Annotated in this window: 18 protein-coding genes and 1 tRNA gene; 11 read left to right on the top strand and 8 right to left on the bottom strand. The window is 58.5% G+C overall.

The window, feature by feature from the left end; genetic code table 11:
* Nucleotides 1-2 precede the first annotated feature (2 nt).
* Nucleotides 3-464, bottom strand: a complete 462-nt coding sequence (locus tag WN73_RS22455; RefSeq protein WP_271554843.1) for an Hsp20 family protein — start codon at nucleotides 462-464, stop codon at nucleotides 3-5.
* A 382-nt stretch (nucleotides 465-846) separates the two neighbouring features.
* On the opposite strand from WN73_RS22455, the gene WN73_RS22450 reads away from it, so the two are divergent.
* Nucleotides 847-1,080, top strand: a complete 234-nt coding sequence (locus WN73_RS22450; RefSeq protein WP_271554842.1) for a hypothetical protein — start codon at nucleotides 847-849, stop codon at nucleotides 1,078-1,080.
* 173 nt (nucleotides 1,081-1,253) lie between these two features.
* On the opposite strand, the gene WN73_RS22445 is transcribed toward WN73_RS22450, so the two are convergent.
* Both WN73_RS22445 and ligD read right to left on the bottom strand, forming a co-directional pair.
* A complete protein-coding gene (locus tag WN73_RS22445; RefSeq protein ID WP_271554841.1) occupies nucleotides 1,254-1,451 on the bottom strand; it encodes a hypothetical protein in 198 nt (65 codons plus the stop codon).
* Nucleotides 1,451-2,371, bottom strand: a complete 921-nt coding sequence (gene ligD / locus WN73_RS22440; protein WP_271554840.1) for a non-homologous end-joining DNA ligase — start codon at nucleotides 2,369-2,371, stop codon at nucleotides 1,451-1,453. The genes WN73_RS22445 and ligD overlap by 1 nt, the downstream gene beginning before the upstream one ends.
* 120 nt (nucleotides 2,372-2,491) lie before the next feature.
* On the opposite strand from ligD, the gene WN73_RS22435 reads away from it, so the two are divergent.
* Nucleotides 2,492-2,677 (top strand): DUF3606 domain-containing protein, encoded by a 186-nt coding sequence (locus WN73_RS22435; RefSeq protein ID WP_271554839.1) that lies wholly within the window; start codon nucleotides 2,492-2,494, stop codon nucleotides 2,675-2,677.
* Nucleotides 2,678-2,698: 21 nt separating this feature from the next.
* Here WN73_RS22435 and WN73_RS22430 read toward each other — a convergent pair whose 3' ends face one another.
* From WN73_RS22430 to WN73_RS22415, 4 genes are all read right to left on the bottom strand, one after another.
* The gene (locus tag WN73_RS22430; protein WP_271554838.1) at nucleotides 2,699-2,962 is read right to left on the bottom strand and encodes a hypothetical protein; all 264 of its coding nucleotides are present in this window, start codon (nucleotides 2,960-2,962) and stop codon (nucleotides 2,699-2,701) included.
* A gap of 170 nt (nucleotides 2,963-3,132) precedes the next feature.
* Nucleotides 3,133-3,208: transfer RNA gene (locus WN73_RS22425), tRNA-Ile, on the bottom strand.
* 445 nt (nucleotides 3,209-3,653) lie between these two features.
* Entirely contained in the window at nucleotides 3,654-4,214 is a 561-nt protein-coding gene (locus tag WN73_RS22420) for a transcriptional regulator, SarA/Rot family (protein WP_271554837.1), read from the bottom strand.
* A 569-nt stretch (nucleotides 4,215-4,783) separates the two neighbouring features.
* Entirely contained in the window at nucleotides 4,784-5,176 is a 393-nt protein-coding gene (locus WN73_RS22415) for an avidin/streptavidin family protein (RefSeq protein ID WP_271554836.1), read from the bottom strand.
* A gap of 614 nt (nucleotides 5,177-5,790) precedes the next feature.
* Here WN73_RS22415 and WN73_RS44730 point away from each other — a divergent pair.
* From WN73_RS44730 to dpdD, 9 genes are all read left to right on the top strand, one after another.
* A complete protein-coding gene (locus WN73_RS44730) occupies nucleotides 5,791-6,132 on the top strand; it encodes a PilZ domain-containing protein (RefSeq protein WP_442870125.1) in 342 nt (113 codons plus the stop codon).
* Between the two features lie 160 nt (nucleotides 6,133-6,292).
* The gene (gene dpdE, locus WN73_RS22410; protein ID WP_271554835.1) at nucleotides 6,293-9,571 is read left to right on the top strand and encodes a protein DpdE; all 3,279 of its coding nucleotides are present in this window, start codon (nucleotides 6,293-6,295) and stop codon (nucleotides 9,569-9,571) included.
* Entirely contained in the window at nucleotides 9,558-12,125 is a 2,568-nt protein-coding gene (gene dpdF / locus WN73_RS22405) for a protein DpdF (RefSeq protein ID WP_271554833.1), read from the top strand. Before dpdE ends, dpdF begins: the two co-directional genes overlap by 14 nt.
* On the top strand, nucleotides 12,122-13,024 hold the full coding sequence (dpdG, locus tag WN73_RS22400; RefSeq protein WP_271554831.1) for a protein DpdG: 903 nt from the start codon (nucleotides 12,122-12,124) through the stop codon (nucleotides 13,022-13,024). Before dpdF ends, dpdG begins: the two co-directional genes overlap by 4 nt.
* Entirely contained in the window at nucleotides 13,024-16,125 is a 3,102-nt protein-coding gene (gene dpdH / locus WN73_RS22395) for a protein DpdH (protein ID WP_271554829.1), read from the top strand. Before dpdG ends, dpdH begins: the two co-directional genes overlap by 1 nt.
* Complete coding sequence (locus WN73_RS22390) at nucleotides 16,122-16,850, top strand: hypothetical protein (protein WP_271554827.1); 729 nt, start codon at nucleotides 16,122-16,124, stop codon at nucleotides 16,848-16,850. The genes dpdH and WN73_RS22390 overlap by 4 nt, the downstream gene beginning before the upstream one ends.
* Complete coding sequence (gene dpdJ / locus WN73_RS22385; RefSeq protein WP_271554825.1) at nucleotides 16,847-21,391, top strand: protein DpdJ; 4,545 nt, start codon at nucleotides 16,847-16,849, stop codon at nucleotides 21,389-21,391. The genes WN73_RS22390 and dpdJ overlap by 4 nt, the downstream gene beginning before the upstream one ends.
* The gene (gene dpdK / locus WN73_RS22380; RefSeq protein WP_271554823.1) at nucleotides 21,388-21,927 is read left to right on the top strand and encodes a phospholipase D-like domain-containing protein DpdK; all 540 of its coding nucleotides are present in this window, start codon (nucleotides 21,388-21,390) and stop codon (nucleotides 21,925-21,927) included. The genes dpdJ and dpdK overlap by 4 nt, the downstream gene beginning before the upstream one ends.
* On the top strand, nucleotides 21,924-24,173 hold the full coding sequence (dpdD, locus tag WN73_RS22375; protein ID WP_271554821.1) for a protein DpdD: 2,250 nt from the start codon (nucleotides 21,924-21,926) through the stop codon (nucleotides 24,171-24,173). Before dpdK ends, dpdD begins: the two co-directional genes overlap by 4 nt.
* On the opposite strand, the gene queD is transcribed toward dpdD, so the two are convergent.
* Nucleotides 24,174-24,599, bottom strand: a complete 426-nt coding sequence (gene queD, locus WN73_RS22370; RefSeq protein ID WP_271554819.1) for a 6-carboxytetrahydropterin synthase QueD — start codon at nucleotides 24,597-24,599, stop codon at nucleotides 24,174-24,176.
* Between the last annotated feature and the right edge of the window lie 43 nt (nucleotides 24,600-24,642).

Raw genomic sequence — 24,642 nt, 5'->3', positions numbered from 1 at the left:
CGTCAGGCCGCCTTTTTCTGCTCGATCTGCGAGGCGGGAGAGGCGCCGCCTTCGATCTGGATCCGGCGCGGCTTCATGGCTTCCGGCACCTCGCGGACGAGATCGATGATTAGCAGTCCGTCGCGGAAGGAAGCCTCCTTCACCTGGACGTAGTCGGCGAGGTTGAACACGCGTCGGAACGGACGCGCGGCGATGCCCTGATACAGGTACTCGCCGGCGGCCTTCTCCGGCTTCCTGCCCTCGATCGTGAGCGCGTTCTGCTCGGCCGTCACGGCGATGTCGTCGGCGCCGAAGCCGGCAACAGCGAGCGAGATCCGGTAGTGGTCCTCGCTGGTGCGTTCGATGTTGTACGGGGGATAGTGGTCTTCGCTCGCCTGGCGCAGCGTGCTGTCGACGAGGTCGGCCAGGTGGTCGAAGCCGATGGTGGAGCGCCACAGGGGCGCGAAGTCGAAGGTAGTCCTCATGTCCAAGTCCTCCAAAGAGCAAGATGGATACAAGGAGCGCAAGGCAGGAGTCAGAGCGGGTCTGATACCCGGCCTGGCGCCCGCGCCGGACCCGTGAAGGCGCCCGGCACACCGCTCTCGCGGCGAAAAATCAATTAGAAAAACGAGAAATCGTTTCAAGGGGCGGATCGAAAAAAATCCATGCGGCGCTCGGTCGCGGTGCAGAGCCGTCGGCCATTGCGGCATCGCAAACGCCGTTGGGTGACCCGGCCAAGGATTTGGGCGTTCGACCGTCGCCGGAATCTTGACTCCGGTATCGCCCCGAATATTTTTGCGTCGGAAAATTCTCTTTCCCGGTTTTCTAAACACCGAAGGACCGTGACGACCGTCAGGAGTGACGACGATGCTCGACGAGGACTTTGCCCGCATTCGTGCGCACCGCAACAACATCCACCGCTATCGACGCCTGCTTCGGAGCAGGCTATCGGAGCTGGAACGTCAGTTCATCGAACGGCGCCTCGCCGAGGAGCAGATCGCGCTCGATGCTCTGGCAGCCGAAACCTTCCCCGTCGCTTTCACGCTTCCGGAAGGTCAGGATCCGCAAGGATGGGGGACGGGCGATGAGCGACGTCCATGAGCTCCTCATCCGCGGCAGCGAAAAGGTCATCGGACACTGTCGCCTGCTGCTGGCGAGTGCCAAAACCGAAAGCGAGCGCCAGCTATCGGAGCCGGATCGAGCGTGAGCAGCGGCTGCTGGACCAGCTCCAGGGCGGCTTACCGGATCGGTTCGCGGCGTGAGCGGCATGTTCTTTATTGGCCGGTGTCGGATGGCGTTCCGCTCTCGTCCGATGGTCCCTGGAGACGTGCCGCCGCCGCGTTCACCCTGGCGCGGTTTCGCCTATCCATCGGGCTGAGCTCCATCACCACCCGATGGAATTCAGCCGGAATCGTGAGCCCACTTTCGAGAGGCTTGTCCGCCCAGCTCCAAAAGCGGCCGAAGGCATCCATCACAGATCCTCCCGAAGGCCCTTGAAGAACGGGTGCCGGACCTTGCCCTCTGCCGACTTCGCCCGGTACTCGATCTCCGCGAGCAGGTTCGGCTCGACCCAGATTCCCTTGTGGGCGATGCGCTTGGCGTAGGGCTGCGACTTCCGGATCAGCGGCTTCAGCCGCTTCTGCAAGTCCGCGGCCGAGGCCTTGTCGAAGCCATGGTCCACCTTGCCTGCGTAGATCAGGTCATCGCCCTTGCGCCGGCCCAGGTAGATGCCGTCCCACTTGCCTTCGTCGAGCGCGAAGCCGGCGATGATGAGCGTCTCCCGCTGCGCGCAGGTCTTCTTGACCCAGTTGTTGCCTCGGCCGCCGGCGTAGACGCTGTCCCGGACCTTCGACACCACGCCTTCCAGGCCAAGCTTGCAGGCATGCGCGAACATTTCGCGACCTTCGATCTCGAAGCTCTCGCTGAACTGGACGTCGGTGCCGGCGATGATCTTCTTCAGTTCGGCCTTGCGACGGACCAGCGGCTCCTTCCGGATGTCTCGGCCGTTCAGATACAAGAGGTCGAAGGCGATCAGCACGATGCTGGTCGACTTGCCCTTGAGCTCGTTCTGCAACACGGAGAAGTCGGTCGAGCCGTCGGCGGCCGGCACCACGATCTCGCCGTCGACGATCGCCGAGCCGGCCTTGATGTGCCAGGCGTCGTCGGCGACCTTCTTGAAGCGGCGGGTCCAGTCATGGCCGCGGCGGGTGAAGATCTTGATCGCCTCGTTGGCCAGGTGCACCTGAACGCGATAGCCGTCGAACTTGATTTCGTGAATCCAGCGCGCTCCGGACGGCACTTTCTCGATCGGAGATGCCAAGGCCGGTTCGATGAAGCCGGGCAGCGGCGCCTTGACGCCGATGGCCGCCGGTTTTTGACGCTGAAACGCCACTCGTACTACTCCGCACGCAGCGAGAACGATTCAAACTGGCACAGTTCAAATCGTTCCGGCGAGGAACCACCGAATCCTTTGCGGCGTTGCTTCGGCGTTCCAATTCAACGGGAGGAGCCGATGGCCGGACCGAAGAAGAAGACGGCACGCGGGCGCAAGCAGGATCGCGCGCGGGTGGCGGGCGGGCAGGGTTACGAGGTGCGGTACGAATCGAAGAAGACCGGGCGTTCGGCCTCGGCCGTGAAGAAGGCCGTCAAGAAGGTCGGCAATACTCGCAAGCGGGTGGAGAAGCGCCTCGGGCGCTGAAGCAGTCCCCGGCGGTGCCCGCTATTCCGGCGGGCATTCCGGGCAGGTGTCGCCAATCGAGTCCAGCACGTCATGCATTTCGGCAATGGCTTCCTCTGGAGAAGTGCCGGCCGGCGGATACTGGCGGGCGAGGAGAACGGCCCGCTCGCGTGCATGCGGGTCGGCGCGGTCCTGCATCCAGCCGTGTTCCTCGCATTCGTGGATGGCGCCGGCCTCCATCAGAACGCTGATCGCCCAGCCGCGCAGCGTCGGGATCGCCGGCCGTCCCTCCTTCGTCATCAGCATCGAGATTGCTCCTCTCGGGGCGAATCTTTGGCCCCCGTCGTTCGTTCCGGGCTGCTAACACAGGGCTGGGTTTCGGAATCGTGGTGGCTGCCGCTTGTCCACCTGTTCCGTCTCTTATTCTGGAATCGAGTCACTCTTTCGTAGTCCGCACGGAAAAAAATAGCGCGCACTGGTGGGCCCGTCAGGACTCGAACCTGCAACCAGACCGTTATGAGCGGCCGGCTCTAACCATTGAGCTACAGGCCCCGCTGCGGGCGACCGCTGAACGACAGCCCGGACCAGCGCGGGGGGCTCGTTTACAGGGGGCCTGGCATTCTGGCAATACCGTTGAAAGCACTGCCCATTAACTCACTACCTTAGTTCATGTTCGCTAAACAGAACGGTCTGATTGACTAGGTGGGCTTCTCGCCTCGGTCCAGCGGGAGCGCCGGTGCAGTCGCCGCCAGACGATGGCAATGACGCTCACCATCTCAGGAACGTCCGTTTCCTGTCTGACAAGCCCGTGGTGCTGCGCCGGCAATCCCGTGGCGAGCGAGGGATTGCACGCACTCAGTTCGCTTTCAGCTCTGCAGGTCAAAACTCGCGAGCCACCGCCGGTCTGAAATCATGATCTCGCATTGAGTATTGCCAATTAAGTCAAGCACGCGATCACTATGCAATTACGACACGACACGTGAAACGGTTTCGATGGTCACTCGCTATCTTCCCGCGCTTGCTGCTCTCTTGGGAACGGTTCCTGCATCCCGAGCGCAGCGTGCAGGCGAGCTTTTTCCAGCTGATGCCTCAGTCCGCTAAGGCAGCTAGCCAATTTGGCGAATTCCTGAATACTAAGATAATCAAAAGCAAACTGCTCGAGTTCTTCCTGCTGTGCCGCGATGCTCGCAAGACGTTTGCGAGCGTTATCTGTTAGCGATAGGTGTACGACTCGCGCATCCTTCGTGCAGGGCTTGCGCCGCACAAACCGCTTGTTCTCCAGCTCTTTCGAATGCTTCGTGATGAAGGCCGAGCCAACCGTCATTAACTTTGCAACGACATTAACCGGAACGCCGTCGTCCCGTTCCAGCTCCGTCAGGGCCATCAAGATCATCATTTGCGGTCCAGTAATACCGAGCGCATTCGCCTGGAAATAGCGTAGGTCGTCCAGACACAAATCGATGGATCGAATTTCCCATGTGAATCGCCTGAGTACAGCCTGACCCGCTGCAGGGCTCTTTCCGAGCCGTCTTGTTAATCTTGGCAACTTCGGCGCCATCAGATCTCGGGGAGCTCCATCCTCAAACTATTCCGGGCGAGCAGAGCTCGACAAGCGGAAACAAATGTTCGCCTGCCTGAACGTCATATCTCAGGTCAATAGCCCGCAATGCCAACAACTCACTTCGTGCCAACCTTCTTTGCAGGGAAGTCCGGCGCTGAAGCTGCCAAGCCTACAAACCAACTTCACACACTCACCGCGATGAAATCGGTCAAAATCTGCCCTTAGACGCAGAATTCGAGCGAGACGCCGCCTCTCAAGCGCATCAAACGGATTCGCAGAATAGGTGATCCGCCGCACGCATGCAGTTCAGCGTCACAAACCGGTTTGAGCGCGACTTCGTGCCGATCTGAATCATGCGTCGTCCTTGCGCAGGTTACGGCAATCGGTCCAATTCGACGTGTCGTGTAGCCGATCGCGCAAATCATCCTATACGCAAATGTTCTCCGAATACCTTGCCGGAGCTGCCAGTCTTGATCTCGAAGCTGATCCGGACTCGTTATAGCCTCGACCGCCCTGATGTGGACGAAAACGTCGGCTCCGCCATCATTCGGCTTGATCGCGTTAAACTACCATACACGCGTGAATGTATCCGCGCCCTTCAACTTGCCAGGCTTGCCGTTCTTGTCAACGTAGAACAGCGTCCAAGACGTTGGCATGTGGGACCCGTTAATTTTTCCAACCCAGCGGGTAAAAGAATTGCACTGGGCGAAAGTAACAACAAAATACAGCCCGGTTGGACTGACGGCTCCCGATGCAGGATAAGGGATGCCCTGGCACGCAAATCCTTGAGCATGGTTTGTGAAAGTCCCTTGTATTGCCCCGCTATTGGTGGACCAAACAAGCAGTTCTGAACCTCGTTCATTCTTCCAGTATGAGGGAGCAGGAAGCCCCTGCGCCATGGCCTCGGCAGAAAGAAAGAAGGAATGGGCGAGCAGCAAGAATCCCAGAAGTCTCTTCATATTGAAGCCCCAAAAAGAGTTCGCTTAAAAGTAGCAACTTAGACCATCTAATCTGATGCAACTTGAGGTCACGTTGGCTGCTCTTATCTCCCGTTCGGCAACGGAATGCGGCGCACATGCACGAAATCACGATGGATCGCGGCGCAGCCGGACTCCGTAACCATGCGGCGTCTTTTGCCCCCGAACCGGTTCGGCTGGGCCGCCGTGCGCCGAGCCGATGTTCGGCTAGGTTGATGTGACGTGCGCTACCATGACAATGATCGACGGCGGGGGATACGGAGCGCAGAGGGAATTGCCCGGAGCTGTATCGGGTCGGCTATGCGCCACAGAGAGGGTAATCGAGGATAAAGAGAGCGAAGAGGATCTTCGATTACTAATCGCGCCGGGCTCGTCTCTCGGCGAGCGCGCCCGAGGGCGTCGGTATGCGAGGCCAATGGCAACCTTGCGATCGCGAAATTTCCACACGGGGAAGACAGGTTCGAACATCGTCCTCTGGGAGGCCGTCGCGCTAACGCTCGCGGCGTCCGCCGGAATTGACGTGCCGCAATGCAGGTAGCGCAAGCCTGCCGGGCAGTCTCCGACGGCAGTTTTTCAATCTGGTCGACGTTGGTCTCGTGAACTGCCGGAGAGTATGCAGCCGTTCCTTTCGTCGCGGTGGCGATGGCGCGTGGCAGTGGGACTGCACTATCCTCGACATTTCTGAGCTAGGGGCACGCCTCCGCGTAGGGAGATCGCCAGGCGTCCTCAGAACCCGAGTTTTCCTGTCGTTTTCAACGACGGGACTGGTCTTCCGCCGGTGTGAGTTGGTCCGGTTAGAAGCCCCGGAAGTTGGCGTGCGTTTAAGACGAGCAGGACCGTTCGCGCCTAAGCGCTTGGCCGGAACACGTCTGTCCAGCCTGAAACAACAGAGGCGTTTATCTGGTGAAGGCAACTCAACTCGTCCCCGTGCCCCGTAGGGACATGCCGCCGGATCCGCGCGCTCCCAGAGCGGTGGCTCGCCGCCGGGACTTTGCCAGCTGTTCGCAACTGGCTGCCAGATCCGGACCTATATTGACGGACTTACGACTTTTGCTGGACTGGCTTAGGGCCTCGACTCGCGTATAAGAAACAAAAAGATTGAAGGCGCACGGGGGAATTGTGTTCGTACGTGTTAGGGAGGGCGAGGGGGCATCGCTCGGCATCGGAAAAAAGCTCAATGCCAACGGGCAACGTTGCTCCGTCGAGTATTTTGATGCTCCGGTCTCTAAGCCGATCGTCCTCGACTTGGATGTCAACGCTATTGAAGCCGTGACCCTACCCGAGCAGACTCGCATTTACCATTTCAATGATGTGTTGGGTGCTTGGGAGATCGGACGCCTTCTCGACGATCATGGCGACAAGCAATTCATCCGGTTCCCCAATGGAGTTTCCAGATATCTCAAGGTGTCGGACGTCTTCGTGCGGTGTCGCCGTGCGATCGAGGACCCGACGGCATTTCTCGGTGCCAAGATTAGCGAAACGCCGAGGTTTGTCGAAGGCCGGAGGAGGTTTGTGCGGACCGCGATCGCTCAGCGCGCTGCTGCTATGGGGATGTCGGCGCTGGCCTCGTCCGCCGTGGAGCTTGAAGCACATCAGATCGAAGTGGTTCGGCGCATCTTGCAAGATCCAGTACAGCGCTACCTACTTGCTGACGAGGTCGGCCTCGGCAAGACGGTCGAAGCGGGGATTTTGATCCGTCAGTGCATCCTAGATGCAGGCGACCGCGCGCTCGTTCTGGTGATCGTGCCCGAAGCGCTCGTTCGACAATGGCGATCAGAACTCGAGTCGAAGTTCTTCCTAGGGGGCTTTCTCGACAGAACGATACATGTCTTGGGGTTTAACGAGAGGAACAGAATACAGCCTCTTCTTGGCAAGGCCGCCATGCTAGTCATCGATGAGGCTCATCACCTGACCAGCCATCGTCCAACGATTGATCCGGGTGGCTTGTATGACGACATTGCTGCCGCGGCCCCCAAGATCGAACGTGTTCTCCTGCTCTCGGCTACACCAGCGCTCCATAATGAGCGCGGCTTTCTTGAGATGCTTCATCTCCTGGATCACGACACCTACAAGCTAGCCGATCTAGAGGGATTTCGGCTTCGCGTCGAAAATCGGCAGGCGCTCGCCGGCATCGTCGCGGGTCTCACACCTGAAAACGTGCTTTATCTTGATCACCCGCTCGATTGTTTGGCGGAGATGTTTCCCGACGACAAGTTGCTGCAGGAGCAATCGCGAGCGCTGCGCGCCATAAGTGATAAGATGCCGGCTGAGGATGACCCCGCTTTGGTCGAGGCCGTAGGCCGCGTGAGGGCTCATCTCAGCGAGTCCTATCGCCTCCATCGACGCATCTTGCGGCATAGGCGCCGCAGTGTTGCCGGGCTAACGCCTGATCGCTCAGGCTTGATGATCGTAAACTATGCGTCTGCGGAAGTGCATCGGTTGTTCGAGGCATTCGAAGACTGGCGCATCACAGAAGTGGGCGGCATATTCGGCGCTGAGAACGATTCGGTCCGTAGTGATCGGGTGCACGTCTTTAGTGGAATCCTCAATCAAATACTTGAGTATGCCCATGAGAACAGGGGCGCGGTTGAATTGCTCAGGCAAGAAGTGCACATAACCTCCGGACCCGATCTCTTTGGACGAGTGCTGTTGCGCTTAGGAAGCGGCGACTATTTCGAGGCACGCTGCGCGGCTCTGGTGGAGAATTTGCGAGCGCTTCTCGCGCCCAGACAGCAGTTTGTGATTTTCTGTTCCGACGCAAGCACCGCTGATGCGCTCGCGTTAGCATTGGCAAATCGGTTGAAAGTCGTGGTCGATCGCCACGATCCGGGAAGCGATAATTGGCTGGCCTTCAATCTTGATCCGAGCCGTCCGATCTTGGTCGCAGATCATCGCGCTGAAGAGGGGCTCAATCTCCAAGGTGGCCGCAAGATCGTCGTTCACTTTGATCTGCCTCTGAATCCTAACCGGATCGAGCAGCGGCTTGGCCGCGCCGATCGCTACGGTTCGGGCGATGCGGTCAAGTCGATCGTTTTAAATTGCTGTGACAACCCAATCGAGGGGGCCTGGATTGACTATCTTAATACCGGTCTGCGCGTCTTCGACCGTTCTGTCGCGAGCCTTCAGTATCTTATCGAAGATACGACTCGCCGCCTGGCGGAATCGCTTTTCGCCGAAGGTACGGAAGCACTCGTGGATCTCACGGCGCAAAGTGCGGGCAAAGACGGTGTCATCGAGCGCGAAATTCGCAATATCGATGAACAAGACGCTCTGGACGCGCTTGGTACCCCACCAAGCGGCATGTTGGAAACCCTGACCGACGTCGATGATGATTGGCAGGCGATCGAGGGCGATGCCTCGTCTTGGATTGAGGGGACGCTGCAATTTGCTCGTATACCAGAACCTGCTGAGGGCAAAGGAGTCGAGCTCTTCCGCTACCGTTACCTTACGGCGAATCGCCACACACTCGTTCCGCTCGAGACGTTCTATGAAAGCTGTCAGTCCTCCATAGATGTCTCGCCGGCCGCGCATCTCGCCCGCATGGTGCGGACGGTACCATTTACCTATCGCCGGCGAACGGCGCTCAGTAGGCAGGGTCGTGCGGTCGCCACGCGCCTGCTGCGCTATGGGGACCCTTTCTTCACCGGGATGTGGGAGGTAGCGCAAGCGGACGATCGTGGCCGCTCAACCGGCCTTTGGCGGCAGATGTCGGACTACCGGAGTGACGGAACTGCTGACCTCTTCTTTCGGTTCGACTTCGTCGTGGAGGCTGATGTTGAACGCTCATGCAATGTTCTCGCCGGTGCGGATCGGCGGACGGACGCCTCCGCCGCTTCCATCGTTCGTCGCGGAGATATGCTTCTCCCACCGTTCTTTCAAACCGTCTGGCTTGATCAAGAGCTTAACCCCGTTCTGGATATCGCAACGCTTGAGCGGCTGGGGTTAGCCTATCGCCCCGAGGTAGATAAGAAGGGCGACCGCGACTTCAACCTAAACTCCAAGCGTTGGCAACAGATGGGTAAGCTCGACGTACCGCAGCTGGAGCACTGGGCTGACCTATGCGCCAAGGCTCGCATCCGCGCGGAGGCCTATTTGCGGGACCTTCCGTCTCTTACCGCGAGCCTCGACATCGCCGTCGGCCATGCCACGCAGTTAGACCGCGCTCGCCTCGGCCAGCTGCGCGCCCGCGCCGAACGAGGCGACAGCACCGCGGACAGCTTTGAGTGGACGCTCGAACAATCCCTTTCCCAAAGTCTCATCGACGGCATTCGTGAACCAAGTATTCGCGTCGATGCAATACTTGCCTGTTTTCTTTCAGGTGATCGGGCGGCCAGTGCTGTCCTTGATGCCGCGCGTGAGCCCAATGCTCACCTTTGACACGCTCTACGATACCCTCGCCGGATGGCCATCCCGAGCCCTGCCGGCCGGCAGTTCGGACGGGGTGTTCGATCGCATTCGCCAGATACTCGAACGCGCGATCTCTGACGGCGAGCGAGTTCAGATGGGGGACCTCATGCCGCTGCTCCGGCATGTGCTGCGCCGCCATTCGATCCAGACAATGAACATGGCGAGGTTACGCATCCCCTCGACAGGCGAATGGCCGAACCGCGATCGCTGGGCAGAATTCGGAATTCGCGCGCAACCCGTTGCAACCGGCCAGTTCCTGATCGAAGCGCTGCCTTGGTCGCCCTCTTGGATGGCTGAGACGGACACCCCATTATTCGACGACGCTTGTGGCGAGGCCGACGTGCGGCTCGATTGGCAACGGCCGATCGATCCGTTTCTCGCCGAAGCTAGTGGATTTGGAACATACGTCTCCCCAGGTCAGCGCGAAGCTGTGCGTAGTGCGTTCCTTCTTCCTTCAGGCGAAACGCTCATAGTCTCACTGCCAACAGGATCGGGAAAAAGCCTCGTCGCCCAGGCACCAGTGCTGGTTCGGGGCCTTGAAGGCGGGCTGACTATTTGCGTCGTGCCAACCACAGCGCTTGTTCTCGATCAAGCGCGTCAGATGGCCCAATTGCTAAGGGCGCGCCACCCACGACGTGAGATTCCTGAGCTTGCTTGGCACGCCAATCTGACTGCTGACGCGCGCTTGAGCATCAAATCGGCAATCCGCGAGGGTCGGCAGGGCATTCTTTATTGTTCACCCGAAGCTGTGACTGGGGCGCTGCTGCCTGCGCTCTACGACGCCGCGAGAAACGGACTGCTTTCTTACCTCGTCTTGGACGAAGCCCATCTCGTCAGCCAATGGGGTGACGGCTTCCGGCCCGCCTTCCAGATGCTTGCAGGCGTCCGACGCGGCTTGCTCAATGCCTGCGAGGGTCCTGGTTTCCGAACTATCCTCATGTCAGCCACGCTGACCTCAGACACCATTGACACTATTGACGCGCTGTTCGGCCCGTCTCATGCCGTCCAGATGGTCGCCTCCATTCATTTACGTCCTGAACCGCAATATTGGGTCCACCGCGAGAATGTAGATGCAATCAAGGACCGTAAGGTCCTTGAGGTAGTCCGTCACGCACCACGTCCTTTCATTCTCTATGTGACCAAACGCGACGATGCGCGTCGGTGGCTGGCGATTTTGCGACGTGAAGGCTTTTCGCGGACGGAATGCTTTCACGGCGAGACCGGCGACACCGACCGGCGGCGGATCATCGATCAGTGGTCACGCAACGCAATCGACGGGATCGTCGCTACTTCTGCTTTCGGCGTTGGCATCGACAAGCGCGATGTGCGCACGATCATCCATGCCGCGGTACCCGAAACCCTCGACCGCTTCTACCAAGAGGTGGGCCGCGGCGGGCGCGACGGCCGGCCCTCGGCGTCCATCCTGCTTTATTCAGAAGCGGACCGCGAGATGGCAGACCGTTTGAGTGCTCCCGCTCTAATTAGTGAGGATTTGGCATTCGAACGATGGTCGACGATGTTCGCACACGCCAAAAGCCTCGACGCGATGGGCAGTCTTCTCGAGCTTGATCTCGACGTCGTGCCCCCAAAACTGCGCCAGCAATCAGACTACAATGCCTCCTGGAATATGCGAACCTTGATCATGATGGCCCGGGCAGAGATGCTCGAATTGGAATCGAGGCCGCCCGAGATGATATCCCGCGCTGAAGATGAGACCGAGGCCGCCTTTGACCTCCGCAATGAGGAACATTGGGCACGGTATTTCAGGCAAACAGTCGTCAGCGTGCGCAAGTCGGGACACCGCAACAAGTCGGTCTTTGATCAGCAAATTCGCGATGAACGCTCCCGCTCGTTCAATGCAGCCGCTCTGAACCGCAAACTCCTCGACGATCTGCTAGGCGGCAAGACTGAAATGTCGCATCTGCTCGACCAGCTTTATCGCAACCATACGCCGGGGCGAACTCTGATCGTCTCTACGGCTTGCGGTGGATGCCCAGTGCACCGTGAAGTGGGAGGAAAAGATCTCAATTACTTGGAGCCGTTGGCTTATGGCATTGAAAGAGTTGTGCCTTGCGACACTGGCTTTTTCCGCGAGCAATTCCCGCACCTCAATGTTGCTGCGCCTATTATTCTGACGGTTCCAGAATCTATGGATTCATCGTCGATGGTAAAAATCCTCGGCGATCTCGTCGCGACTTTCGGAGTCCGCGAGATCGCCGCACCTGACGCTTTCAAGACAGGCAACCCCGAACTTGGATCGCTCCACGCCAGAGCCAGCGATGGAATGCTGTTCATGCAGTCGATCGAGGAGGAAGCCTCTCGCCCATCCTCATATAGGGTTCCACGCGCCACCCTCTTGTGCGGCGGATCAGTTCCGTCGCACATCCTTCTTCTCGATCGGCCACTGCATGTCGTATTAGCGCCCGCGTCTACGCCCGATCCGTTGCACGCCGGTCGCAGACTTGCTGATACCGGCACCAATGTCCTTTCTTTTGACCAATTCAAGCTAGGGGCACGAACGTGAGCATACTCAATATGCCGAGCGACGGACTGTTCAACGTCTTGGTCGTTCTGACGCGCGCGCTCGTGCGGCTCGGTCCGAAGACTCGAAGCGAACTCCTCAAAGCGTGTGGAGCCGAACTGGACGCGGTAGATCCCAAGCACCTAAACCAGTCGCTAACGAGGTGGACCGAACTTGGCTTGTTTGCGGCCAAAGATGGTGTCATTGAGCTCTGTGAGCCGTATAGATCATTTCTCGGCAGGAACGCCGATGTGGCAGAGGCGCGACTTCCAAAAGTCGCGCGGGAGATAGCTCTTGCGGCGGACAACAACGTCCGCTTCTGGGAGGCCGAGGAAAACAGGAGTGCGGATTTTAGCCGTGGTCTTTCTTGGATCCTGGCACAAGACGTCTACGCGCTGGATACCAGTTCTCACCAAAGAGTTGCCGCGCTCGAGAGCACGCAAGTCGCCGATGACGCCAAACGCATGCTGCAGAACGACACGCGCTGGAACGGGCTTCGCACCTGGATGCTTTATCTGGGTTTCGCCCGCGGCGGAGCACAGGTTACGATCGATCCGACGGACGCGGTGCGGGATGCACTTCCTAGCATATTCGGCCAGGACGAATCATTGCTGGCGCCTGCTTTTGTCGAGCGCGCCGCAACCGCGCTACCTGTATTGGATGGCGGCGCATACCGGCTAAAGATCGAAGAGGTGCTAAGGGACTCGAGTTGGATACGCCCGGCCGAGGGGCATCTGTCGACGGCATTCTCACGGGCGATTCAGCGCCTGGATCGAGAAGGTCTCATTGCAACTGAGAAGAAGAGCGACAGTGAAGATGGCATCATGCTGATAGGTGTGGATCAGCGGCCCTGGCGCAGCATGACGCATATCCGCCGGATTCAGACGAAAAAGGGCAAGTGATGCTCAGGAACTATTGGCCTCAAGCCGCCGCGGTCAATGCTTGCATTAAGAATGAGGCTGAGACCGCAGGCATTTCGGTTTTGCTAGCCGTCCATCAACCCTCACCGCTGGTCCAGCGCAATGCTGGCACCAACCTCACGACGGCGGCGACCGAGAAAGATCTGCTCGAAGCCTTTCTGACCAACGATGTGCCTGGCGGCGCCCTGATCGTGCCGATAACCGGGCCCTCCGGTGTCGGTAAGTCGCATATCATCCGCTGGCTTGACGCCCAGTTGCAACGCTCTCCCAAACGCGAGCAGTTGCATATCATCCGGATTCCAAAGAGCGCTAGTCTGCGTACTGTTGTAGAGTTGATCTTAGCACCGCTTGCCAATGATCCTCGATATGCAAAACCGAGTGCGGACCTGAACCGCGCGGTAGCCGAGGTCAACGTTAAGGATGCTGTCATTACATTTCGCGCGCATCTGGAGAACGCGCTCAGCGCGCGGCGGGAACGCATGATCGCCGAAATTCGCGAGCATCCCAATCGTACGCATCTTAAGGCGCTGATTGGTCATGCGGAGAAGCTGCCTCGTCTCTTCTCCGATGCGGCCCTCGATCAACATTTCATAAAACATGTTCTTACGCGTCTTGTCTCTCGGGCGATTGGCGGTCGCTCCGAAAGCGACGACGAGACGTTGTCCCAATTCACCGCGGAAGACCTGATTCTGCCGCGCGAGATTGACCTCAACCAAGCAGCAAGGCAGGTTCGAGACTACTATCAGGTTCAAATCGCGATCGCTCCGCCCGAGCGCCTGAAGCCGATCGTAGACCTCCTGAACGATGCAGTCGACCCGGCGATTGCGAATGTCTTTCAGCTCGAGCAGAACACAGGGGGAATGACGCTGCAGGACATCATCCTGGCAGTTCGTAAGATCCTCTTTGAGGATGGCAAAGATCTCGTATTGCTGATCGAGGATTTTCAGGCGCTCGCAGGCATACAAGATGTCCTTCTTAAGGTCTGCATTCAAGAGGGTGAATATGAAGGGAAGAAGGTGCGTGCGACCATGCGAACTGCGATCGCGCTCACGGATGGTTATCTCGCTTTCCGCGACACGATCTTAACCCGCGCTCAGCGAGAATGGGTTATCGGCGGTCAGACGCAAAGCGATGAGGAAATCAAAGCTGGCGTGATCGAAATGGTCGGCGCTTACTTGAATGCCGCACGCTTGGGCGAACAGGAATTGCGGCGGCTATTCAAGCAGCGCGGATCCGAGCAATCGCTAGCCGATTGGATTCCGGTATGGCGTGATGAGGACCTAGGCGATGAGGGCAGCGACGCTGTCCCTGCATTCGGCTTCAGCGCGAAAGGGGTTTGTCTGTTTCCCTTCAACCGGAATGCCATAGAACAACTCGCAGAGCGACATTTGTCCCAAGGCGGCAGGCTGATTTTCAATCCCCGCCGTGTCATCAACGAAATTCTGCGCCACACGCTGCTGATGCGCCCGTCCTATGAGGCGGGTCATTTTCCGCCTCCAGATTTCCAAGAGTTCCGCCCCAATGCCACCATTGCTAACTGGATCCGTCAAAGCCATCAAGCCGATCAGACCAGCCGGCGCCTCGCGACCTTACTGGCAGTCTGGGGTGGAAATCCCGTAGAGGTCGCGGCGATCGGGCACATTCCGCCTGCAGTCTTTACAACCTTCAGACTGCCGACGCCGGCCGAGATTGCAAATATTCCGTTTGTTCCCGAGCCGTCGCGAGGCAATGTGCCGGGGCCGAATCCGATCAAACGATTGGAAACGGTCCGAGAGGGGCAGACGCGTGCGGTCGTCCCCACCGCCGATCCCGAAATGGAGAGATGGCGAACAAGGCTCGAAGCATGGGCCGCGGGTACACCACTCCCGCAGAAGGACGCTAATGATGTTCGTAGCTCCCTCTTCGCGATGATGAAGGACGCGGTAAACTGGCCCAGTCTGCGTATACGTGAGCCGTATCTGAGGGCAAACTGGATCATGATTCCCAATGCCCGAGGTAACCCGCAATCTGGTCGCCAGCTAAATCTGTGCGATGATCATCTCGACGAGAATGGCACGGTGCGTGCGGGCATTCTTGGTGCGATCCGCTTCGCCAAGGAAAAGCGTTGGACTTATCCGGGGGCTGACGACGACTATGTCGCAAGTGCGGCTCTGGTGGATCATCTGCTTACGCAAATGACGCCGATCGTTATCGAGGACACCAAAGCGGAAGCAGCCGCGCTTGCGCGATCACTGGTTACTCAATCGCGCATCGCCGGGCTCTCGCCACCTATTCGTCCTTCAGGCGTCGATGCCACGCTCGCGGCTCTGTTCGCAAAGCCAGAGCCAAAGGAAAGGCAGGCCTTCGAAGACAATTGGGACAAGGTGCGTGACGGCGCACTCGGTTACATCGGTACGAGGCCTGCTCGCGACGTCCTTCAATCCGAGTTGCTGGAGCGTGTCGCAAGCTTTCAGGGTACCGGCGGAAAGGCCTTTGCAATTGACATCGCGCGCCTTTTCGAGGTCGTTGCCGACGACGCAGTTCCGGAGGCTGTCGATCGTCTACCTGATGAAGTCAGGGCCTTCGTCCGACCGCTTGGTGAGGCCCGCCTTTGGGGACAATTGACGCAAATCGTCGCTAAGTTACGCGACTTTCGAACTCGCATTAACGAACTCCTGGACGAGAAGTTTGACAAAGCAGGGTTCGTTTCGGATCTTCAGGAAGTTATCCGGTTGCTCAGCGCAACGGGAAGCTTCCCATCCGACTGGACGACTAACTTGCGTGATTTCGAACGGCGCCTTGTCGAGTTTCAGGCGAGCCCAATCGTTGATCTCGTCACCAAGGCCGCCACGATTGTTGAGGAGGCCGATCGCGAGCAAATCCCTAAACTGCTGAACGCACTTGGTGCGCTCGATCTCGGATTAATCGGCCGCACCATGGAATTTTTGGTTTCCACCAACGCGCTTATTGCCGCGGCGGACAAGAGCGTCGCTCGAGAAGAGGCGGATCGCGGTCAGGCTGACCCCGAAGCGCTTTGCGGTGAGATTATTGCTTTGCTCGAACTTGTCGGTGGCCCTAAGCAGACTGCGGAGGTCGCCCAATGACAACAACCCTGCCAGCCCGGGCAACGGCGCTTCGGGAACGACTAGCTCGGCTCGAAATGATGGGCTCAAGCGTTGCCGAAGCGAGTGATCTTGAGGGTTTACGCGGTGATCTCTCGGGGCGAGCCGAGAAACTGGCCGTTCACTTAAAGAACCAGGCCATGCTGGTCGATGCGGCTATTGCAGTGGCGCCGCCGGCCTCTTTGCTGGCCGCCCGTAAACGAGCCGGCAACATCCTGGAAAGATTTCGCGCGCAGCCCAAGGCTGCAACGCTGAAGAGGGGGCAGGCGTGGAAATCGATGCTCGATGAAATCGATGGAGCATCACGCGATCTCGCTTCGGCAGTTCTGGCGGCTTGGCGGGCATATCGTCAGCAGATTTTCGCCGGCGATACACCGGCGGTCATCAGGTCGCGTCTTGCCCGGACAAAGGTAAACGATACCGCTTTCAATGACTATCATCGGCTGTTTGACCGGCTCAAGGTCACATTCGAAACACTGCCATCTGATCGAGCAACTATCGACCGCGTCAAACAACTGGCCACAGATCTTGAAACAGTTGCGCAGAACTTTGATTTTGCAGTGCCTGCCGAGGTAAAGCAGTTTCTCGAGGCTGTACTCTCGGTCAGCGGAGCGCCGCTAGCGCTGCTCACGCCTGAGGTTGTGAAGTGGCTTAAAGAAAACGATAGTTTTGACAATTACCGCGTAAGTGCGACGGGGCGCGGATGATGGCGAATGAAGCCATCATCCTCGCAGCGCTCGATCAGATAGAGCAGCGAGAGGCGCGCCTCCTCACCTGGGGGCTGGTCGACGGATTTTTAACGTCTGAGGAAATTGCCGATATCATAGATCCTCTGCTCGACGATCCTCGATACGTTGACGGAACAAGCTTCGTTCGCGCGTCTGAAGTGGTCGACGTGCTCAAAATCCGAGCATTGCTGTTCGATATTGGCGAGACGCCCGGTACGCGATACCGCTCGCGCATGGCAGAGGCTGTACGACTGTTTTTCCGCTTGCGGCAGCTCTTCCCAAAGCACAGCGGGCTGACGGGTTGGCAAAGCGCACCGACGCTGGTGGCAGACTTTCGCTTTATCTGGCGCCGCCGCCGCTATCCGAAACGCACGATCAATGCCGGCGATGCCTTAGCGGCGATCAGTCCGGCCACGTCCGATGGTTACGCCCGCCAGGCGATTGCTTCGCTTATAGCGAGCTACGGAGCCAAGTTTACCCTTGCTCGGTTTCAGGTTGCCGCTGCGGCGCGCATCCTTGGAGGATTCGAAAGTCCGAGGTCGCTTGCAACGCTGGTGAGCGCGGGAACGGGCAGCGGAAAGACACTGGCGTTCTATCTGCCTGGGCTTGCGCGCGTCGCGTCCCACATCCAGCGAGACGCGACGACGAGCCGTTGGGTCAAAATCCTCGCGCTCTATCCGCGCAATGAATTGCTGAAGGACCAGTTTGCTGAAGTCTATGCGCAGGCACGGCGCCTCGATGGTTCTCTCGCCGGGCGCGGCCTTCGCAAAATTCTGATCGGTACATTCTTCGGACCGACTCCCTACAGCGCCGCCACCGCCCATGAGGCCAAGGGATGGCGGTTGCATGCGGATGGTATTGTCTGTGAGTATCTGCGGTGCCCCCGCAATGATTGCAGTGGGGAGATGGTCTGGGGCGAAGCTGACCGTCGCACGGGAACCGAACGCCTGTCTTGCCTCGAATGCGGAACGCAAATTGAGAGCGACGAAATCATCCTGACGCGTGGCAGGCTTGAGCGAGAAAGCCCCGACATTCTGTTCACGACAACGGAGATGCTTAACCAGCGCATGGGAGACGACAGGATTCGTCATTTATTTGGGCTCGGCGATCTTTGCCAACGGCCGGTCGAGATGATGCTCCTCGACGAAGTCCATACATATTCCGGAGGCTCTGGCGCGCAGGTTGCTTTCTTACTCCGCCGTTGGCGTCACCTTCTCGGCAAACCGGTGAGCTTCGTTGGCCTTTCAGCTACGCTTGCCGATGGCGCGCGTTTCTTTGGACGGCTGACAGGCCTTAACGAACATGTCTCCCTTGAGATCGCGCCGAGCGTTGGCGATATGATCGCCGAAGGCGCTGAATACCTGATCGCGCTTCGCGGTGATCCGGTTTCGCGCACGGCTTTGCTCTCGACCACGATCCAAGCCGCAATGCTACTTTCACGTATACTCGATGCGCCCGATACGCTGAAGAGCCAGGGTATTCTCGGCGAGCGTCTGTTCCTGTTTGCGGACAACATCGATGTCATCAATCGAATGTATTTCGCGATGCTCGACGCAGAAGGCCGCCGGAACACTGGTGCGGTCGACATGACCCGCCACCCAAATGGCGGTCTTGCTGTTCTTAGAAGACCAATGTCAAGCCAACAGCGCAAGCTTCATGGGCAGGACTGGGAAGTGCCGGTTGAGATCGGCCATAACCTTCAGCCGACTGATCGCAAGTCCGTCGGACGGGTCATGGCCATGGACCCAGGGGTGGGCAACAATCTCGACATCATCGTCGCCACCGCGTCCCTAGAAGTGGGCTTCAACGATCCGCGTGTCGGCGGCGTCATCCAGCATAAAGCGCCGGTCGACGTCGCCCAGTTTCTGCAGCGAAAAGGTCGCGCTGGCCGATCGCGGCGAATGAGGCCGTGGACGGTCGCGGTTCTATCTGATTACGGTCGCGACCGCATCGCATACCAAGGTTATGATCTTCTCTTCGACCCCCAAGTTCCCGTCCGGACGCTCCCAATTGGTAATCGGTATGTCGAGCGCATCCAAGGTGTCTACGTAACGCTCGACTATCTCAGTCAGACGATCGGTTCGGGCATAAGGGGTAGTGTTTGGACAAATTTGGCGGGGCCGGCATCAGCGCAGAACCAACGCGAAAGGCAGGCGCACCTGGCGAGCGTCATCCGGCGTGTCCTAATCGATGCTACAGAGCAGGAGCGATATGCGACGTACCTGTCCAATGCGTTGCGTCTCGATCGGGCTGAGGTGCAATCATTGCTATGGGAACATCCACGGCCGCTGCTCACGCAAGTCCTGCCAACGGCGCTACGCCGGCTCGAGACCGCCTGGCGCGCCAACGGCCAGGCCGGCGAAGACTACCAGATCCGAAATTCGCCGCTTCCCGATTTTGCGCCGGCCAATCTCTTTAGCGATTTGAATCTTCCCGAGGTCCAGATCGCCTTGCCTCGCGCGGGATCGCCCGATCCGATCACAATGCCAATCGCGCAGGCAATGCGTGAGTTTGCGGCCGGCCGGGTGTCTCGCCGGTTCGGTCTTAGCCATGGACGCGAACGTCACTGGCTGTGCCCCCAACCTGATCAGAATCGTGCCCAAAAGTTTGCGCTCGATCCTTACGTGCAGGCGGATTTACTTGGCGATTGGCTCATTCAATCATTTGAGGGCCCACAACGTGTTCCGGTGTACCGGCCGCGGGTCATCGCGGTCCAGCCTCCTCCTGCAAACATTGTCGATACCTCCAACGCCAGACTGCGCTGGCGCACCCAGATCGTTGCACGTCAAGCAGGACTCGTTCTTGAGCCGCCGCAGGGCAGCCAGTGGGCTCGCTATGTTGCGGACGTGCGATTCCATACGCACCAGGGCTTGAGCCCCGTCGAACTAAGGCGCATGGCGCTCGTTAGCGACGCCACAATCAACTTTCAAGATGGCTCCACCCTTGTAAAAGAATTTAGCTTCGAAATGGGGGAGGCTCCGGCTGCGCTGGGCTTTAGCTTGGCGGTTGATGCTATGAGCATCAGACTGCGCTTTCCACAAGCCATGTGGTCCGATCTCGGTGACGAATCGAATATTCGCTACCGCGCAATGCGCACGGCTCGTTTCCACGACCAAGCCTTGCGCGGCGAGTACCTCGAGAGGGTGGACAACCCGTTCGCCCGAGAATGGTTGGCGCATCTGCTGCTGGCTTCACTCAGCAACGAAGCAATCGCCAAGTCGATCAGCTTGCAAGCGGCTGCGGCTAATCTGGCCGGAGGCACTGCTGAGTTGAGCCTACAGCAGACCCTCGATATCCTCTTTCAATCGGCCGTGGTCGACGACATCAATGCACAAGCCAATGTTCAAGATCGATTGCGCCAGGACCTTGCAGCCCTTCTTGCCGATCCAAAAGTCAATGCAGGCCTGTTTGATCTAGCTGCGATTCTATGGACTCCCATCGCCGCCGATTGGGAGCCGTGGCTCCGCGGGCGCTTCACTGCGACGGTTGGAGCGGCCGCTTTCAGTGCGATCCTAAGCTTATGCCCGGAGATTGACGGCGATGCTCTGGTCGTCGACATCGACGCGGGGCCTCGGGAGGAGGATGACGTCTTCGCTGGCGAGCCTGGCGCGGAAGTGTGGATCAGCGAACTCGCACCGGGAGGCAACGGTCACATCGAGGAGGCGGTCCGTCAATATGCTGAGGACCCCCGCCGCTTCTTCAACCTGATGACCGCGGCGCTACGCGACAACGACTTTTCGCTAAGTGATTTTCAACTTCGCCAATATTTAGAGACTGTTGTCGAGAATGATACCGATGGTGGAGTGTCTTTGGCCGCCCAGGCCTTTCGCAGCGCCTACGGTGCGGACGAAAGCTACAGGGCCTTCACCGCGCTACGCCAATCTCTCGCGGAGGAGGGCTTTGCGACATTCCATGCGTTCATTGTGGCGCTCGCGAACAGAGTTCTCCGACCGGGATCGAGTTCCGAAAGCGATGCCTTCTTCCTTGAAGCCATACGGCAGTGGGATGCGCAGGAGCAACGCCTTGGTGTCGAACTGGACGCGCGCGTCATCGCCTATCGACTTGCGAGACGGGGTGATATCGATGCCGCGCTCGCCTTTGCAGGAATAGATGCACCGACCATAAATCCTGATCAATGGCGCTTTGGCGTCATATATGGACTGCTTTGGCCGCGCGGAGCGCAGATTCGGCAATCAGGCCTCAGGCTCTACTCACCCTACGTCGACCTCCCATTGCCCGAACCGCTCCTGCTGCGGTCCTACCTTCAAGAAGGCGTGTATGCGATCGATGTTAACGAAGCGGGTTGGAAAGAAAGATGCCTGGAACGACTCGCCGATGTCGGTACTGCGACGTTATCTTGCCCCACGACTTCTTCAATACGTCTTGCGGACGCCTTGAGCTTCATTGCAACCAATCCGGTTCAGGCCAACTATCTATCGGTCTTCGCGCGCGTCCAGGCCGTTCGTCGTGTGGCGGATAGCCTTCAGGTCGACCTCGATGTCGCGGAGGCGCTTCAATGATTTTCGAGACCCGGCGCATCTTCAAGAGTGCGGTAACCAGTCAGAACCTTATTCGCGAACTGTTACAACTGATGTTTCTCGGCGAGTTGCTCGCACCAGATCGCGATAGGGCGTGGCTGGTCAGCCCGTGGATCAGCAACGTTGTGCTCTTTGATAACCGCGCTGGAGGCTTTGACGCAGTCAATCCCGACTGGGGCAGTCGCGAGATCCGACTTGTCGAAATTGCGGTAGACTTGATGGCGCGTGGGTCTCGTTTAGGTATTGCAACGAGCTTCGACCAGCACAATGACGCGCTGATCGCCGCAATCTCCGATGCCGCCGCTGAAGCGGGCCTGAGCGACAAGCTCACGGTCGTGCGTCGTCAGCATCTGCATACGAAGGGCGTGCTTCTCAAGCGCGGTCTATTGTCGGGCTCGATGAATTTGACCTACAACGGGCTTGAACTGAACGACGAGATGGTCATCTACGACACCAGCTTGAAGACCCTCGCTGAAGCGCGGCTGAATTTTGAATCTTATGCCGGGGACGGCGCATGATCGAAGGATTATCTCCCAGCGATCTCGCGTGGCTCCGCACGTTCTTTACCGCCCCGAATGGGGTCGATTGGGAGGCTCTTCAAAACGGGGTTGCTCCGGTCGCCATCGCCAATCACGTTCGACCATGGCTTCAAAAACTCGCAGTTGATCCGCACGCGCCGGTTCTCTTGCCTTTCGTTCGTGATGGAAAAATTGCTGGTTGGTACGCAACAACCCAAACCGCAGAAGGCGGCTTAGAGTTGGGCGCAGAACTAGAGGCTTGGCTCGGCCCAGCGTATTTGAGCACCTTCCATGTCGTGCCGGTCAAATCGAACGACGCAATGGCGAAAGCGATGCGCAGTCGATTCGGCGGCATGGTCCATAGGTTTGCTGGGCCCGATCCTCAGAGCAACGAGAGAATTGCAGCACGGATCGCCGATTATGGCGAAACGCTACAACTGCGCCCGCCGACGGTGAGGCAGACCATTCGCCCGATCGGCAGCATCCGCGCAGAATTCGATCGTGCCCTGCTTGCTCAGGATGAATCGCGCGCCGCGTTGATGATTGCCGAACTTCGGGCAACCGGGCGGCTCAACGAAGAGAATATGCGCTATCTCGATATCCGGCTCAAGGCAGGCCTTGGCTATTGGCCGCAGATCGCGCGGGATCATTGGCTGGTTTCGACGATGTCGGACCTCGCTTTGCCGCCTCAGGTTCTCGCTGATGTTATTGAGGCGCTTTACCGCACGTATATTGACCAAGTGGAGGCGGCTGGCTCCCTGGCGCAGGTCCTTCCGGCGTTCGAACTGCAAATTGCTGGTCGCTATCCGCGACTGTTCGCGTCCCGCCGCGGAATCCGCACCCCGCGCGTCATCAAGGCCTTTGTACTGCACGAGAGCCTGCAAACCCGACCCGACATCAGTATCCTCCATAATCTCTTATCTCTTCTCCCGGACACCGACCGAGAAGGTCTCTGGGCGCAAGCGCTATCGTCTGCATCAGAGGCACCTGCGGATGACGGGATCACCGAAGCCGAGGCTGAAGCGGCTTTCGATGATGCGCAGTATGACCGAGCTTTTGAGTTCTTTCTCGTCCTGCCTCTCAGTCGAAAATCGGTCAGCCGGCTTCTCTTCTGTGTCACTTTCATAGATACTGAAGAGGCAAAGAGCCGCTTGCTTGGCGCCATCGATGCGGCTCCAGCCATTGTCAGCAATCTCGCTCCCGCGGTTCAGGCCAAGTTAGAGGCCCTTCGCCCGAGCAAATCGCCGACCGCAGCGGTCGATGCGGATCCGCTTGCTTGGATGCGCTGGGCGAAAGAAATCTCTAGCGGCCGTAATCTGAAGGCAGCCGAACTCCAGGCACGTGATGCCGTGAGCCGCTGGGACATAGCGCCATTCCGTGAAAACGAAAAGCTCTCGAACTCGTTTGCCGAATTGATAGGCGGTGCTAGCGGAGATGCGGCCGCCGTGGTCCGCCGGACTGTGCCGGATCTCTTGGCCGCATTTTTTTCTGAGGAAAGTACGCCAACGCCCGCGTTGCGCGCGATCGCCCACATTCTGTTTCTCCTCATCGCCATGGAGGAGGTCCTCAGTCGCACAGACCTGGACTTGCTCGCTCAATTGCTTGGCCGTCTTCTCGAAATCGGGCTGTCTGAAGCCGACTATCAGTCATTGATTGGCGACCTGGAAGATGTGCAACGACGTGTCGGCTCGTATGCGCATCTGCCTTGGAGCCTGGATATTTGCGAGGCGTTGGCGATCGCGCCGAGCCCATCGGCGTCCGCACGCGAGGCTAGGCTCCGCTTCTTTGTCCAGGTACTTGGACAGGCGCGGGGGTTCTCCCATAGACTTCGTCCGCAGGATCTACTGCCGATGGAGTTCCTGGCCAAAGACTATGGTATCGAGACAGAAACGCTCGATGCCCTTCGGCGCTCCAGCGAAACTCAGAACGTCACGTCGCGGTCACCCGATCTCGCGGGCAAGACGCTTGGCATCTACACTCTGTCTGAGAGCGCGGGCAGCCGTGCGAAGGACGCGCTCGAGCGAATGTTCCCTGGCTGCAGAATTGAGGTCAATTCAGACTTGGTTTGCACCACAAGGCTGACCAATCTAGCGAAAGCCTCGGACATGTTTGTGTTCGCGTGGAAAAGCAGCAGTCACCAAGCGTTCTATTGCGTGAAGGATGCCTTACCCAGGGGTGAGCCGATTTGGGCTGTCGGCAAAGGGACTGCCAGCATCTTAAGAGCAGTGTTGGACAATCTGGAATAATCAGGAGATCTTGACCTCAGCCCAGCAATCGTCGTTCTCGTAAACTCTCACGCTTTCGCAGCCGGTGATCCGCTGCAAAAACCAAGTTGCAATGACCTCAGCGGTCGGATTTTCCAGGCCTTCAACCTCGTTCAAAAGTCGGTGGTCGACCTTTCTTATAAGTGGCAAAATCTCCGCGTCGATTTCAGCAAAGTCCATCACGAAACCGCGTGCATCCAAAGCGCCAGATATGACCACCTCCACCCGATAGTTGTGGCCGTGAACATTCTTGCACTTGTGACTGTCCGGCAAGAGCGGGAGGTGATGGGCTGACTCGAAACGATAGGTACGGCCAATCCGGGTGACCAATTTGGAAGCCGGTGACTTTGGTTCAGTGCTGGCAGGCGCGCTCGACTCAAGATGGGGAGGCTTGACATGTGTCGTCATCCGCAGTGTTCCTAGATTAGGATGTTGCCTTCAGTTCGCTCAC

Origin of the sequence: Bradyrhizobium sp. CCBAU 45394, assembly GCF_028128655.1 — a bacterium.
GTDB lineage: Bacteria > Pseudomonadota > Alphaproteobacteria > Rhizobiales > Xanthobacteraceae > Bradyrhizobium > Bradyrhizobium diazoefficiens.
The sequence above is the reverse complement of the archived record's forward strand: the minus strand, read 5'-3'. Positions and strand labels throughout refer to the sequence as shown.